Source organism: Pseudoalteromonas aurantia 208 (assembly GCF_014858725.1).
Taxonomy (GTDB): Bacteria; Pseudomonadota; Gammaproteobacteria; order Enterobacterales; family Alteromonadaceae; genus Pseudoalteromonas; species Pseudoalteromonas aurantia.
In genome coordinates, this window is the sequence record NZ_AQGV01000012.1 from 961,208 (window position 1) to 977,059 (window position 15,852).

General features: G+C 39.5%; 10 protein-coding genes. 5 read left to right on the top strand and 5 right to left on the bottom strand.

The window, feature by feature from the left end; genetic code table 11:
* Positions 1-1,176: an efflux RND transporter periplasmic adaptor subunit gene (locus tag PAUR_RS08140; RefSeq protein WP_192507273.1), complete on the bottom strand. Its 1,176-nt coding sequence runs from the start codon at positions 1,174-1,176 to the stop codon at positions 1-3.
* 438 nt (positions 1,177-1,614) lie between these two features.
* On the opposite strand from PAUR_RS08140, the gene PAUR_RS08145 reads away from it, so the two are divergent.
* The gene (locus PAUR_RS08145) at positions 1,615-2,307 is read left to right on the top strand and encodes a metal-dependent hydrolase (protein ID WP_192507274.1); all 693 of its coding nucleotides are present in this window, start codon (positions 1,615-1,617) and stop codon (positions 2,305-2,307) included.
* A gap of 90 nt (positions 2,308-2,397) precedes the next feature.
* Entirely contained in the window at positions 2,398-3,159 is a 762-nt protein-coding gene (locus PAUR_RS08150; RefSeq protein ID WP_192507275.1) for a ribonuclease H family protein, read from the top strand.
* 451 nt (positions 3,160-3,610) lie between these two features.
* Here PAUR_RS08150 and PAUR_RS08155 read toward each other — a convergent pair whose 3' ends face one another.
* Entirely contained in the window at positions 3,611-6,421 is a 2,811-nt protein-coding gene (locus tag PAUR_RS08155; protein ID WP_192507276.1) for a TonB-dependent receptor plug domain-containing protein, read from the bottom strand.
* Between the two features lie 907 nt (positions 6,422-7,328).
* Between PAUR_RS08155 and PAUR_RS08160 the strand changes: the two genes are divergently transcribed.
* Positions 7,329-7,574, top strand: a complete 246-nt coding sequence (locus PAUR_RS08160; RefSeq protein ID WP_192507277.1) for a hypothetical protein — start codon at positions 7,329-7,331, stop codon at positions 7,572-7,574.
* A 566-nt stretch (positions 7,575-8,140) separates the two neighbouring features.
* Here the strand turns inward: PAUR_RS08160 and PAUR_RS08165 are convergent.
* Positions 8,141-12,370, bottom strand: coding sequence for a DEAD/DEAH box helicase (locus tag PAUR_RS08165; protein ID WP_192507278.1), 4,230 nt, complete (start codon positions 12,368-12,370; stop codon positions 8,141-8,143).
* Between the two features lie 318 nt (positions 12,371-12,688).
* Between PAUR_RS08165 and PAUR_RS08170 the strand changes: the two genes are divergently transcribed.
* Together PAUR_RS08170 and PAUR_RS08175 are read left to right on the top strand one after the other, a co-directional pair.
* Complete coding sequence (locus PAUR_RS08170) at positions 12,689-13,921, top strand: S41 family peptidase (protein WP_192507279.1); 1,233 nt, start codon at positions 12,689-12,691, stop codon at positions 13,919-13,921.
* A gap of 388 nt (positions 13,922-14,309) precedes the next feature.
* Positions 14,310-14,561 (top strand): YkgJ family cysteine cluster protein, encoded by a 252-nt coding sequence (locus PAUR_RS08175; protein WP_192507280.1) that lies wholly within the window; start codon positions 14,310-14,312, stop codon positions 14,559-14,561.
* A 33-nt stretch (positions 14,562-14,594) separates the two neighbouring features.
* Here the strand turns inward: PAUR_RS08175 and PAUR_RS08180 are convergent, their stop codons facing one another.
* Together PAUR_RS08180 and PAUR_RS08185 are read right to left on the bottom strand one after the other, a co-directional pair.
* Complete coding sequence (locus PAUR_RS08180; RefSeq protein WP_192507281.1) at positions 14,595-15,002, bottom strand: hypothetical protein; 408 nt, start codon at positions 15,000-15,002, stop codon at positions 14,595-14,597.
* A 292-nt stretch (positions 15,003-15,294) separates the two neighbouring features.
* Positions 15,295-15,849, bottom strand: coding sequence for a DUF4136 domain-containing protein (locus tag PAUR_RS08185; RefSeq protein ID WP_192507282.1), 555 nt, complete (start codon positions 15,847-15,849; stop codon positions 15,295-15,297).
* Between the last annotated feature and the right edge of the window lie 3 nt (positions 15,850-15,852).

Here is a 15,852-nt window from a genome sequence, read left to right on the forward strand (position 1 = left end):
TTACTCCTCCTTAAGAGCCAATTGTGTTGTTGGCGCTTGATTAGCAGTATCTTCAATACGTAATTGCATGCCGTTAGCAGGGTACTCTAGTGCAGACGTGATGATTTTATTGCCATTAGAGAGACCTGCATTCGCAATAACCATTCCATTACTTTCTCTAATAATTTGAAGCGATTTGAAGCTGAGTGTTAAATCATCGTTAAGTGTCGCAATTTGACCATTTTTGACCAAGTGGCGAGGAACAGATACCGCGGACTGGATAAGCTGCCCCTCAATTTTTGCATTAATATAGGTGCCAAAGCGAAGCTGTTTGTCGCCAGAGCTGTAAGGGACATCTACTTGCGCAACCAAATAAGTCATTCGGCTTCGCTCGTCTATGACGCCTTCATTACGGACAATCCTACCTTTCCAAATAACGTCTTTGCCCGCAAATTTCGCGGCGAGTGATACCTTTGAATCTAAGCCATTGTTGACTAAATATTGTAGCTCTTTATCAGCAACCGGTAGTCTTACCTCAGCAACTGATGTTGCATTGAGTACACCAAACTGATTTCCCGGACTAACGACACTCCCTAAACTGATTTGTCGACTGTCCACAATGGCGTCATAGGGTGCCTTTATATAGGTCCGTTCTAAGTTGCGATTTGCACGCTTTTCGCTGGCTTGTGCAGCTCTGTACTGCGCTAGTTTGTCAGCCAATTGCGGCTTTCTGAGATATAATTCAGATGGAATGGTTTCACTGGCATTGTTTTTTATCCGTTGCCATTCCGTTTTTGCCACATGCGCCTGAGCTTGTTCAATTTCAAGGGCTGAATGCGCTTGGGCTAAATTAGCTTGTGCTTCAATGAGCGCCGCTTCATAATCATTGGGATCAATGCGCGCTAATACTTCACCAGCTTTAACAAAACCTCCTCGCACAAATTTCTCTGAGATTTGAATTATTTGACCACTGACTTGGGCAACGAGTTCAGTACTATATTTCGGTTTTACAATACCGTATGAGTCAACAGTAAGTTGCATGGGGGCAACTGAGACTGATTCAATTTCAACAAGTGGGTGAATGATTTTTTCGGCTTTTTCTTCTGGTGGTTGTTTCATTGCAGAAAATGCTGCTGCAACGCCAATTCCTGTAATGAGTACCGCAATCGGTAATATAATTTGTTTTTTACTAGCCACGTTATAGTCCTTCCTACTATTAAAACACGCAATATCAATGACGGCTGATATCTTTACCTATTATGATACGACAATAGATGTTTCTAGGTGTTTAAAGTCTAAGGTAAGTTGTAACAAAGCATTGCGATAACAGAAACATTTTTACATTTACAGTATCAGTATCAGTATCAGTATCAGGCGTATGGCTTCTTTGAGGGTGATACCTATTCAATGAATGCTTTTTGGTTGTGCAAGACTGATTGCATTACAAACTTGCGGCTTTGTAAATATGGTAAATGATTTCACTGGAAACCACGGCTAAATTTGCATGTAGGGTTAATTATTTTAACTGCAGCAGGAATTGGTGCTTAATGTACAGTTAAAGTGTTAAAATCACTCTATAACAGTAGCCTATACGATTGCTTTCTATCGTGTCGCTAAATTTAGTAAGGAACCCACTTGGCAAATTTCTCTACTCATATAACAGCAAGTACAGTATCAAGCGCCATGCTAGGAACAACTTTATTGGCATCACACATTGTGACGATGTCAGAGAGTTTTCTGCTTATATTGATAGGCGCTTTGTCTGGACTGTTGCCCGATCTTGATGCGGATGATTCAACATCGATTGGATGGCTATTTTCTATTTTAGGCTGTGTGCTTGCTGGTGGTTTTGTTGCGACTTACCCATTATCATCATTACTGTCGGTTTGGCTTTGTGCAGGCGGTATTTACGGCCTAGTTTGGTTTTTAGTCAAACCAATATTTGAAAGTATAACGGTGCATCGGGGAAGTTTACATTCAATTTTAGCTGTACTTATGTTTACGCTACTTGGATGTGTTTGTGCACTTCAGTTGGGGACCACGTTGAGTTTTTCGCTATTGGTAGCACTCTTTGTTTTTTTTGGTTCTTTAGTACACTTGCTTTTAGATGAATGTTACAGCGTCGATTTAGCTAACAATCGCATTAAGTCTTCATTTGGCAGTGCAATGAAGATTATTGATATTCGTTACCCCTTTATTGCGTTGTCGCAGTTGGGTCTGGTAGGGGCTGGCTATTACTACCTTTATCAGCACTATACACAGATACCCACAGTGGTCGTAAATTGGTATGAGAAATTAATGCAGTTAACCATCGTACCCAGTTTCTAGGGTTATGATGACTCTTCATACATACCATCAAATGATCGCGAGATAAGCGCAAATTGGCGGTATATATATTGATTAATATAAGGAGTGACCTTGGCTAAAAAATTTTATGTCGTTTGGCAAGGGCGAGAGCCTGGAATTTATACTAATTGGGCGCAATGCAAAGCCCAAGTGGATGGCTTTTCAGGTGCTAAGTACAAGTCTTTTTCAAGCCTAGAAGAAGCTGAGTTAGCCTTTGGAGGCAGATCATTCCCACAGCGTGAGATTAATGATATTTCATCCAAAATTACAAAAAAGAAGCCTAGTGCTTTGTCACAAGCGCACATTGATCAAATGGCCTATGATATAAAAATTTATACCGACGGGGGTTGTGAACCAAATCCTGGGGAAGCGGGAACAGGGCTAGCTGTTTATGAAAATGATGTACTTAGTGAACTATGGTACGGGCTTTATCAGTCAATCGGAACGAATAATACTGCTGAATTACGCGGGTTAAATCAGGCTTTGTTGATAGCACAAGATAAGTTATCAACAGGAAAATCTGTGGTTATTTATTGTGATTCAAAATATTCAATTGATTGTATTACCAAGTGGGCAAGTAATTGGGAGAAAAAGGGTTGGACGAAGGCTTCTGGAGAAATAAAAAACTTAGATATTATTCAACCTGCGTATGCACTTTATCAGACACTTTTATCGAAGATCGCGATATATCATGTGAATGGACATGTAGGTATTGAAGGCAATGAACTTGCTGACAGAATGTCTATTCTGGCGATAGACTCAAAAGATGAAGGCTTATGCCGATATAATAAAAATGTTGATATACCAACTATATTGGCTATGCGCACAGGATAAATATTTCTAAGGCGCCTGAATTTCAATATCGCTATTTTCAATAGCTCGGTACAATGTGAACGGTTGCATGTCGACTATTTCCAGCCGTTAATAACGAAGGGTATTTACTTTTTTGCAATATAATGGAACTGATTTTAAGTCATGATTATACCGTCACTTTGATATATCTATTGTCACAATGAACGTGCACCTGCCAAACGAAGCGGTTAATGGCCCAAAAGTGATTTTTATGACGTGAACGCCGGAGCAATGAGTCAACTTTCTTGTGTGTTGTTTTTGCAAGTATTGATTGCTTTGCTTGTGTTTTAGATGCATGAATAAACCCATTTCATTGTTTAATATAGGAAAATATGTACTGAGTTGTATGGGGGATTAATGCAAAATAAGTTGCTCTATTATTCTAGAGCAACTTATGGTTTGTTTTATATAACAGGGAGTTTTTTAAATTCTATTAGAAGTCTAGATTTACGCCGATATAGCCAGAGCGACCTAGTATAGCCCAACCATTATAGGCTCCACGTGAAGTAGTCCAATGGTCGCCGCCATTGTTATCTGTAATATTGTTGATACCTACATAAACAGATGCCATGTCAGTTAGTTGATAATCTGCGCGGATATTGTGAATACGAGAGTGTGACGGAGTATCACTATCACGATAGTTTTCACTGGCATCATCATCAAATCGACCTGACGTTTTAAATTTGAATGTCCAACTTAGGGTTAAATCATCCAGTGTATATTTCGTAACGAGATTAGATGCCCATTTAGGTCGGCCTAATTGACCGGCTTCGTTATTCGTTTCAGCCGTACCTTCTGCTAAATCTTGAGTCGTAGTTGAGTCTTCATATAATCTGGTTGCTTTGAAATCAAATGACAATGCATCCCAGCTATAATATAACTCGAAATCAGTTCCTCTCACGCGGCCTTGGTCGAAGTTTAAGCTCAGTGGGCGAACATAATCTACATCGCCATTGTCTTTTCGAGTTACTAGGTTACAGAACATATTATCAATGGAGTTTGCTGCTAAATCTACGCAGTTTTCCATAACGTCTTCACCGTCAAACTCAGATATTTTATCTTTTAGCTTAATGTCAAAAAAGTCAACCGAGAGTGTCAAACCTTCAAGTATTGAAGTTGGTGTATATACAAAACCAACCGTCAGTGTATTGGCTTTTTCTTGTTGCAGGTCAGCGTTACCTGAGTTTCTGACTTCTCCGCGAGTTGTTTTAATATTTGAGTTCCAACCTGCAGGAATACCGTATAGTGCACAGTTTGCTTTACGACGTCCATCAGCAGGGCCGCCATCTATATTTGATTCATCACAAGGGTCGTTAATTGTTGAGTAACCGACACTTTCACCCGCGTATAGCTCATATAGCTGTGGTGCACGAACGGCCTGTGAGAAAATAGAGCGTAATCTGACTTCTTCATTAATCGACCAGTTCACAGCGAACTTAGTACTTTCAAAACGATTTTCATTGGTAGAATAATCGGCAACACGATACGCAGCTTCTATTTCAAGCAGTTCGGCGAATGGCATGTCACTAATGACAGGTACTAATAGTTCAACATACGCTTCTTTAATATTACGGCTTACATCTAATGGTAGCTTTTTAGACGTTAAGTTACCCGACGCCCATAGCTCTGAAGGGTCAAAGTGAATACCCTCGTATCGAACTTCTAAGCCGCTACTCATTTGCATTACACCTGCTGGTAGCTCGTATAAGTCGCCAGATAAGTTTGCTGTAAAGGCGTGGTTTACTGAGTCAGTTGTAGCAACAAATGCGTCGATTACATAATCTGTCAATGCTTGAGACTGACGTCCAAAAGGTGAGAAACTCGGGCAATTCCCAGCTTCAACACATGGACCGATAACTTGTAATTGACTATCTAGGCGGTCAACTCTCAACTGAGTTTTGTTTTCTAAATCATTCATCGATTTACCGGATGAAAAATTCACATCCCAAAACCATTCGTCATTATATACGCCAGAGAACGTCAAAGATGAACTGAAAAATTCGCGAACGTTTTTGTGCTTACGACCTCCAACTTCATGAAATGTGTGGTGAAAGCCAATCCAATCGGTATCTTGAAAGTTGTCTGTAATGGAGGCGGGAGTGTCAAATAGTTCTTTAACATCAGACACTTGCATCCATGCGCGTTTGAATGGTGGGTCGATGACATTATTAGACTCTGTTCTAGCAAGTGTTACATCAAATGACATATCAAAATCATCAAACTGATAATTTACAGAAGAGAATAGGTTAATACGCTCAAATGGGTCTTCAATATTACCCCATCGAGTGCCCTCGTATCCATTACCGGCATCGACTAGCCAGCCGTCATACATGTCTTTGTATCGAGCACGAAGTGCCACATCTTGGGTCGATTCATCAAAATCGTACCAATCATAGCCACCATCATCATCGTTGTATACTGAAAAGATAGTTTCAGGTACACCCCACGGGATTGGTGAGACATTTTTAACCCAAATTTTACTTGGCTGCCCATCAGCTTTATTTGGGTTTGTTACTGAACGTTGATAGTTATACGCTTTTTCACGATCGTTTTGTGTTAAGGCGGATTCTGATAAGTAATCGACGGCAACGGTAAAATTACCATTGTCATCATCGAAGTTAAAACCATGAGTAAATGATAAGCTGCGTGTGCTATGACCGCCTTCTTGCGTACCAGAAAGGTGTGCGTTTGCTTTAGTACCTTCAAAGTCTTTTCGCAGAATAAAGTTAACAACACCTGCAATTGCATCTGAACCATAAATTGCTGATGCACCACCCGTCATAACTTCTACACGTTCAATTAGAGAGGCCGGGATAGTACCAACATCAGCGAAAAGACCTTGGTTATCAGTAGATACAGAAGGGGGACGTTTACCATTTACCAATACTAGAGTGCGCTCTTCACCCATATTGCGAAGATCTAATATATTTAGACCTGAATTACCAAACGAATAGTTCCCTGAAGCGGAATCAAAACCATCGGAAAATTGTGGCATGCCTGTAAGAATATCATTTACATTCTGAGCACCAGTTAGTTTGATGTCTTCTGCTGAGATGACAACGGTAGGAGAAGGCGCTTCGAAGTTGATTCGTTTTATACGAGAGCCTGTTACCATAATTCGTTCTGGTGTATCGACGTCAACTGAATCATTTGCCTGTGCAGTAGCCCCAAGACTTGCAGCTGAAACAGCAAGCGCAAGTAAACTTTTATTTAGCTTTGTATTAGCTACCCATTGATTATTCATTGTGTATACCCCTTAGTATCACTAATTATTGTTATATTTTTCATACGCTTTCTATGCATGCAAATAAGAGTTACTGTTTTGCTTTTAGAAAGAATAACTATCAACATTTGGTTGCTGATATATTGTATACAATATATCAAGCGTGGATAATTACAAGTCCTTTTATTGGGTAATTTTGTATAAAAAGGAATTGTTGAAGGGTTTTGGAAAAGTGTCATTACGTTTAATTGAGGTTTTTTTGGATTTATTTCTCATTTAATTCCGCTTTTTTTTATTTTTTATCTGTTTTTTCGTTTTTTGTTGGTTTGTTTTTCCACTCTGGCTGGTTTTTATTTCATCAGTTTATTTTTGTTTTAGGAAAGAATGTTTCTGTAAAGATATCTACTGTATATTGCATACAATAATTTTTTCGGAATAAGGTTGTGCGGTTTTATCGATGGCTTTTCAGTAAAATAGGATTATTTAGTGTGTATCTAAATGTTTTTGTGTTCAGTGAGTGAAAGGAACATTGTTTACAGTGAGACTGCTGACGTGTAGCGTAACGACCGCATTGACACAGCTAATAGAGGTTTTCGATGTCGTTATAATTGTATTATTTTGTAATTAATTGTAGACCCTCCGTTACAGGTGAAAGTTAACGTTGTACCGTGGTTCAATGGGTAAATTATATAAGTGTATGATTCTAATGCTTTCGGCTTTGTTTTTTTAGATTAGTTAATATAAAGAATAAAAGCCTAATGTTAATTTTTATATGCACAGTGCATATTCCTTCAGACTCAGGTCGTAATTGTTGTTGATTTGTTTTTTATTTAGCGCTAGTTTTAATGCTCTAATGTTTTTAGCAAAGCGTTTACTGTGCTTTAAAATATAGAAGAATAATTAAAAAGACAAAATGGAAGAGGGAAATATGAAAAATATACTTAGTGTAGTGGTGTCTTGTGTTGTTTTAGCTGGTTGTAATGCAACTGATGATGAAGCTGATAAACAAGCAAGAAATACCAATGGATATAAATGTGAGCAAATCAGAGTATTAGGGTCAAGTATTCCTAAAAAGGTATGTTCTACGCGAGAGCAGCGTAAGGAAGCAGAGATCCGTTCAAAAGAAGCAACAAGAAATGCACAGCGCCCAATTACATTAAATGGTATCGAATAAGTGTTACGTGGTTCTGGGGTTTCATTGTGAGCCCTAGAACTTGCTTTATACACTTGAAGTGCTCCTCAATTTTGGAAAGTAGTCTCCCACCAATAAATCTTACATAAGCCTTTACAGTTTGCGAGATTCCCAACCTAGCAATTGTCGATACACCCCGAGAGTAACGTAGCGACCTACTGTGATGCGGTTAATATCTAGTTTACTATCACATTGTTAATTATTTATTTCTGTTTGTTAACTTTGAGTTTTTGGGTGGATACTTATACTTTGTTTAAAAATTCTAGGTATTTTAAATTCTGTTACTGCTTGATAATCAAAAAGAACTAAAAGCAGAACCCAAAAATTAAAATACTTTGCTAAACCTTAGTTAACATGTAATGTCTTGGTGTTTTTATTTCACATGACTGACTTGGTCGTTAAATAATGAGTTTAATATTATTTTTAACTTACATTTAACACTTTGTGAGTCGGGTATTTAATCCTGTGTTGTATTATAATCGGTGTTTTATTTACAGTATCTCGATTATAAGGTCATAATGTTTGCGTGACAAAAACAACTGCAATGGTCACAGTGTTTTTTTGAGCATTGCCATGATATCAGTTACCGATAGTTTACTTACAGAGTCACTACCAGAGAGTAATGCTTGCGCGAGATCTCGTTTATGTTGATGCAGTGCTACAATTTTTTCTTCTATGGTGTTTATCGCAATCAGTCGATAAACGGTCACCGGGCGCAGTTGGCCCATGCGATGTGCACGGTCACTGGCTTGTTCTTCTACAGCAGGATTCCACCATGGGTCCATATGAATAACGTAGTCGGCAGCAGTGAGGTTTAACCCTGAACCTCCCGCTTTGAGGCTAATTAGAAATACTTGACCTTCACCTTGTTGAAAGGCATTGACGCGATGTTGTCTGTCTTTTTGCGGTGTACTGCCATCTAGGTATTGATAGTCCACGCCTTTGCTATCTAAGTGCTGTTTGATTAGTTGTAAATGTCCTACAAATTGGCTAAAAATGAGGGCTTTGTGATTATTTTCTTGGAGTTCGTTTAATAGTTTATCAAGAGCGATAAGCTTTGCACTGGGGAGCGCATTGTCTGAAAGTACCAGCGATGGATGACAGCATGCTTGGCGAAGTTTAGTTAATTCTGCGAGCATTTTGATTCTTTGTGCGCCTGCTTGGTCTTGTTGAGATGTCGCGGTGAGGTTTTCTATCGCAGTTAGCCGTAGAGCTTCATAAAGCGCCATTTCTTCTTCACTAAGTTGCACTTTAACATTAACATCCGTTCTGGCTGGTAGTTCGGTGAGTACCTGATCCTTCATGCGACGCAGTATAAATGGTTGGATCAGGCTTTTTAATTGAGAGCGGGCTTTTTTAGCGGCAATTGGGTCATCTTTAACATTGTCAATAGGCGTTGAGAAACGTGCACTGAAGCGTTTTAAGTTACCAAGCAGGCCGGGGTTAACAAAACGAAACAAGCTCCACAATTCGATTAAATTATTTTCAATAGGTGTACCAGTGGTTATAAGCTTAAAATCGCCTTTTAATGCGCATGCTGCAATCGAACGCTGTGCTAAAGGGTTTTTTAATGCCTGAGCCTCGTCAGCGACAATCGTTGACCATGTGCACGTTTGCAGTAATGCGCTCTCTCGTTGCAGTAACCCGTAGCTTATAATTAAACAATCAAGACTGTTAAGCTGTTTTAAGACGTCAGCTCGTTTGGCTGAAGTTTTAATATCAGACAACAGTTTTATATTTAATGTAGGGGCAAATTTAGTTGCCTCTTGTTGCCAGTTGAAACAGACTGATGTAGGGGCTATCACTAAGCTGGGGCCTAAGTGTGCTCGAGAGACGAGCAGCGCAAGTGCTTGTAGTGTTTTGCCAAGCCCCATATCATCAGCTAAACACGCCCCAGCCCCCCAATGGGCAAGTCTTGATGCCCAATCAAATCCTGCAATTTGATAATCACGGAGTGTGGCACGTAGCGTTGTGGGAACTTTGCATTCAAGGAGGTTAGCTTGCGTCATTTTAACATGCTGTTCATCCCAAGCATGTAATGTTTTCATTCTCATTCCTGTTGTTGCCTGTGATACATGTAAGCTGGCAAGTGGATGAAATTGTCCATTATCTGTTGCGGTATTAAGTTGGTCTAAGCGTTGCTTTAATTCATCAGATAGGGCGAGTATTTGATGGTTATCCAGTTCTATAAAGCGGCCATGAGCTTGAGAGGTTAACGAGAGTAACCTCTTAAGCTCAATTACATGAGAATCGTCAACGACCAAATGGCCCGATAAATCAAACCATTGATGTTTTTTGCTCAGAGCCAATTGCAAATGATGACTGTGCAGTGGTTTTGTCAAAGTCATTGTTTTACCTTTCGGCCAACGAAGGGTCAAAGGAATAGGGCTGGGATCTAACGCCGTGGTATGGTCTAGCTGCTGAAGTGTCTCCAAAGCAGTTTGTAAATCGTTAAGTTGGAGACGATTGTCTTGCATCGATAGAAATGCAGAGCAATGAGTATCTAATATATCAAGGTACTGCTCTTCTTGGATAAGGTTGCGACGAGTCGCAACGCGTTTGCCATTAAGTTCTGTGGTTATTTTGGCATTGCCAATTCCGGGTTTGAACGTTGGCCCTTGCTCACCAAATGGCATCACAAAACAGGTAAACTCAAGTCCATCATGAAATGGTTGAATATTGATGACTAATCGAGCATCAGCAGGGTGGATTTCAAGCCCTGTATCTAGTTCAGCAATACTTGATTGAATATTGAGTAAAGGCGCAATCGCACTGACGCTTTCTAGCACCTTTTCTTTAGCTGATATAGGAATTGTTAACCCTTCTTCACCAATGATCTGCGCGACTTTTAAGTGTTCTGGTGCAAAGACTGTAAGTCGATATTGCTCTGGGGCATATTCAGTTAACGAGTAATTCAATGGTATGCCATTCAAAGTTGCGGGAATCTCAGCGATACTCAGTACTAAATGATCATTTTGTTGCGTGATAAGTAACTCGGGCTGCGCCTTGTTCAATTCAATGGGTGTAAATACATCATCGACTAAAAATAAGTTCGGTGCACCGCATGCGGCGGTGAGTGCCCTTGTGCCTTCCAAAGTATAATGGGTTTTATCTTGCCATTGCTTTGCTCTATCAATATGTGAACAAATATTAATATCTTGCTCAGACATAAAAGTAAACTCGTGGGACTGTTCGTATAGACGTTGCAATGATACAGGACGACCTTTACTCCATCCCGATGTCGTTTTTTTTTGCGCGCGTGCAGACAGTGAAATGCAAAACGGTGCTATGGTTAGCTCCCATATTAACCTTGAGGCTGTTTCCGGAAGGTGGATGTCCGCTGACTTACCTTGAGGAGCGAGTGCAATGAGTTTTTCAAGTGCGAGATCCCAGCTTACTTTATGTGAAATAGCCTGTGTTAAATCAAAAAGGTTATGAGTGTTTGGGGGCTGTACGTCACCGCTATCATTAACATTAAAGTGTGGCGCCAATTGTTCAATTAGTAGGGAAAATAAGTGGTAATCAGTTGCTTCAAAAAAAAGATATGCATGGTGAAGGGCTTGCGAGCTGAGCTGCTGTTCATTCGATAATGGTTGACACCACTTTACGGCCAGAGCATCAAAATAATGTATTAGATGAGCATAAAATACATGATGGCTATATAGAAACGTGAAGTCAGGTAGCAAAGATGTATACGGTGTTGCTGTTGATAAGCTCTCAATAAGAGGGAGCATAAATTGACCTACGTAATGGCTGTGATCCTGACTATTTTTGTCGTGGCTTTGGGCATGTACGTGTTTTTCTGCAAGTGAAAAGTAAGTCGGATCTAGTTTGTTTGCCGCAATTAATAAAGTTAACTGATAGAACAGGCTATACAGTCCATCTAAATGTTGAAATTTCTTTTTTCCATATTTATTTTTAGCCGTAAGTGCTTTATTGAACAAATTAAGCGCACTGTCTACGTCACCTACCAACAATGCAAGGGTTGCCTTGATTTGCAAGCTGTAGCAACTATTGTCGCTCGGTTCCATTAATAGGCGTACTTTGTTTATTTCACCTTGTAATAAATACTGCTCAGCTAATAGGAGACTGAGGGCTCGTTGACTATTATTAATGTCGTGTACCTGCTCTAGCAATGTTAATGCATAGGCATTTGAAGCGCCTCGCTGACGAAGTACATAAAACCAGCATGCAAACGATTGATATTGAAGCGTGTCTGGTAAGGTCATAAAATGTGTTAACTGAAATGGGACAAAATTCAGCTCTATTAATATTTGATTACGCTGATAGTCGATTTGCTGTGGATTTTTATGTATTTTTAGATGTTGGACCATTTTGTTGTGATCATTTAAGAAGTAAAAATCTCGAATTAATCGTTGTTCATCATCAAGCGTTTGCTCCCAATCATACAATTGTATAACAGGAACAACCGTTTCCCCGGCCTTTAAAATGGTAAAAAACACGTCACAAGTGATTGCTTTACGCGTAAGCTGATGAGTGAGTAAATGGGTGAGTTTTAGCTCATCATTATGTATGCGAATAAATCCCAATTGTTGCCATGCTTTAATCGTGTTTGATGTAATACGCTCATAGGCGTAGTGCTTGGAATCAAATGCTTGTTTATCTAATTGTTTAAGGACTTTATTTAAATTCCCTAAAGAAATGGGTTTATAAATCACGGCCATGACCGTGAATACCCATTGCTCAGCATGTGACCGAGATAAAAACTGGTGATAACAGGCATCAATTTCTTGCGGCAATAGAGCTGTGATTTTCATAGCGTTAAGTGTGTATTTAATAGCAAATTAAAGAGCGCTAATTTAACACATAACTTAGTTGCTTAAATAGTCGGTTATGTTGGTTGTGCATTTGCTTGTTATTTGAGTGATAAGAGAAAGGGTATTCGCCCTTTAAAGGGATCTAATGCGTCAATGGTGATAACCCTCGATTCGTTTGTGGGCAGAAAGCCGAACTTCGAAGGGGATACGTCGATTGCAGGGGATTGTGATAACCGGGGTACTGCTATAGACTCGACTAGCTTGTACCTTATTTTGATTAAGGTGAAACATAATAAAGCTTGTTTTGAAGGAATAAAGATGAAAAGAAATCTCGTGCTTATGCTAGCAAGTTCTGTGATGCTTATGGGCTTTAAATGTGCTGCATTTGATGCTGAAAAAGCCATAAATGAACTTCAAACAATACTCACCGACAACTACGCATACTTGCACGATAGAGAGCAGTCAGCAGTAAAGCTATTCAATACTCATCAATCAAGGTTACATGATAGTAAAACAACGAAGGAATTTAGAGATAACGCACAAGCATATTTACGAGCATTTACAGATCCGCATTTGAATTTGGGGCCCTATGACCGTGATGATTTCAGCGTTTACCCGACAGGTTCTGACATTTTTGTCCAGTTTGATGATAGAAAACTGGTGGTTTATGACATTAAAGCGGGGTCTGATGCACATATCAAAGGGTTAAAGCCTGGTATGGAGATTAGCGCCATTGATGGGCAATCGATTGAACTGGCTATGAGTCAAGTAACTGGCATGACATTGAATGAGTTAACGAAAAAGCAGCGTAACTATGCGGCTAATATTGCGTTAGGTGGAAGGCGCCACCAGCCCAGAAGGTTACTCATTCACAGTGAGAATGGAGATAAAGAGTTTAACTTAGCAGCGAGTTATTCTAATATAAACGCACTTAAAAAGGCAGAGCCCGTCACGATTGAAGTGTATGGACAGGTGGGGTATATACGCTTTAATAATGCATTGGGTGATACACAGACAAGCGATTTTTTCAAAAAAGGGTTAAGAAAACTTGTTAATACCAAAGGTCTGATCATCGATTTACGCAATACACCTAGCGGTGGTAATACGGGAGTTGCAGAACCAATTCTTGGCCACTTTACTAATAAAGTGGCCACTTATCAGACGTATAAAACGCAAAGTAAAGGCCAGCTCTACAGTGAGTCAGTTATGCAATTTGCCCAAGTTTTACCTGAAAATCCGTATATAGTTCAGCCATTTGTTGTACTCGCCGGACGTTGGACCGGAAGTATGGGGGAGGGAATGGTGATTGGCTTAGATGCGCTTGGTGCACAAGCAGTGATAGGTGCTCCGATGGCAGACTTACTTGGCGGAATTAAACAAGTCAAACTCCCTTACAGTGACAGTTGGATTGAAGTTGGGTTCGAGCGTTTATATCACACTAATGGTGAATATCGAGAAGATTTTATACCTCAGGTATTGCTAAAATCTGCGGATATAGATGCATCAGGCAATGATGTTGCAATGCAAAAGGCATTTGCATTTTTTAAATAACCTCAGGTTTGGATAAGGGTTTTGGAATAGAAAATGTTTTGTAAACAAACTTACATACAATCCAATGATGATATTTTGTTCAATATCAAGGCGCTTTTATGCAGTAATAGCGGGCTATTACAAATGAAAGCAACGCCGAGAGTGAGAAAAATAGCTTTATTGGGCAAATTCGCCTATCCAGAGCTGAGGTTAAATAAAGATATAGCTGGGTAATTTTAGTTTTGTACATGCGAATTGTTACCAAGGAAAGTAACTGAATCAACACGTATTGTGAAGCAATGTATGCCGAGATTGTGAGGTTAACTGCTTGTTGTAGCTAGTGCTATAAAAATCGCGTAAAGCTGAGCGACTTTTGATATACTGCGTGCTTTATTTTTAGGGCTGTGTTATGGAATGTCGTTTACATTGTGGTGCGTGTTGTATAGCGCCGAGTATAAGTTCAAGTTTTCCATTGCACCCAAATGGAAAAGCGGCGGGTGAGCGCTGTAAAAACTTGTCAGATGATAATTTATGCAAATTATTTGGTCAGCCTGAGCGTCCTAATGTGTGTCACGATTTTAAAGCGGTTGAGTGGGCATGCGGTAAATCTTCAACGGAAGCGTTATCAATATTAACAAACATGGAAATTATGACGTGTTAAATTGCGCTATGTTTAAACATAGCGCTCTATTCTTTATTGGCCTAGTAGTTCATTTGCAAGAGGACCGCCTTGGCCCCAGTAATTTGCATGGGCAGTGGCACACCAATTTACGTCAGCCCATGTGAAATCTTTATAATAAATTTTATCAACACACGCATTCACTTCATGCTCACCTAAGCCAACTCTGACAATACACGTTGTACCAGAGCAGTTAGCATTATATCTGCTAATATCCCATTCGACACTTTGGACTGGTTTTGACGTATTGACTTTAAATACAGCAGCACCTTGACGTGTGTGAGTGAGTGACTCACCACCAAAACAGGTGCCTTGCCTGTACTCATCATATGCTCTTGTATCTACATAACAAGAAACTGAACTTGCTAATGCTGCACCGCTAAATAATGTTGCACCAATTAGTGCGAGAACTGTTTTTTTCATGATTAACTTCCTTTTATTAACTTATTGGTTGCTCAATTAATGAGCAGTTAATAAACTAGAGCATTTATATCATTTTTACAACACTATATTATCAAATTGATGGGTGTTTTATATGCAATGTGTGGGTCAGTCAATTCTAAAAATGTTCGGCTGTATTGGTGTGGTGACTGGTGAATAAGTAATTATTGTGATGTGTGTTGAAACATGTAAACAATACACTTATGTTTAGGCTATAAGCCTAAACATAAGTGTTACTGGGCAACTTGATACATGTATCATCGCCAATTTATTATCAGTGGACTTCTACAGGAGGAAAGTTTTCAAGAATTGCAAACACCGTTTTATTCACAGATGTGGTACGTTGTTCTGGAGTTTGTTTATTACGAAGGCGGCCTTCTTTTGCACCACGCCATACTAATTGATTAGATGCTTTATCTATGACATCTATTACCAGTGTCCCTACATCATATTCTCGAGCATGGGTTTGTGTTTGGTAACCGAAGCCCCAGTAATTCCAACGAGCGGAATAACTTGTATTAAATGAATCTGCTTCTATTTTACTATCAACAGATGCGTGATAGTTTACCAGAACGTCTGCGTTTTCACTTTCGACTAGTTTAATATTATGCTTTAACATTGCTTCAATAATGGCGTTGCGAACACGCTTTTCCATGAGATCATTTATTTGATACGCATTTCCGCCATTATTTTTTAAATCAGCATCTGCAGACCAAGAAAATGTCTTGTAATTGGTAAACTTAACGGACTTATCGTAATCCCAATCAGGTGTATTACTGCACGCGCTGATCAATATGACCGAGGCAGCTAAAATAATATTTCTTAACATGTT

Excerpts from the sequence above, each read along its gene's own strand:
- PAUR_RS08155 (WP_192507276.1), bottom strand. The coding sequence starts at position 6,421 with ATGAATAATCAATGGGTAGCTAATACAAAGCTAAATAAAAGTTTACTT.
- PAUR_RS08160 (WP_192507277.1), top strand. The coding sequence starts at position 7,329 with ATGAAAAATATACTTAGTGTAGTGGTGTCTTGTGTTGTTTTAGCTGGT.
- PAUR_RS08165 (WP_192507278.1), bottom strand. The coding sequence starts at position 12,370 with ATGAAAATCACAGCTCTATTGCCGCAAGAAATTGATGCCTGTTATCAC.
- PAUR_RS08170 (WP_192507279.1), top strand. The coding sequence starts at position 12,689 with ATGAAAAGAAATCTCGTGCTTATGCTAGCAAGTTCTGTGATGCTTATG.
- PAUR_RS08175 (WP_192507280.1), top strand. The coding sequence starts at position 14,310 with ATGGAATGTCGTTTACATTGTGGTGCGTGTTGTATAGCGCCGAGTATA.
- PAUR_RS08180 (WP_192507281.1), bottom strand. The coding sequence starts at position 15,002 with ATGAAAAAAACAGTTCTCGCACTAATTGGTGCAACATTATTTAGCGGT.
- PAUR_RS08185 (WP_192507282.1), bottom strand. The coding sequence starts at position 15,849 with ATGTTAAGAAATATTATTTTAGCTGCCTCGGTCATATTGATCAGCGCG.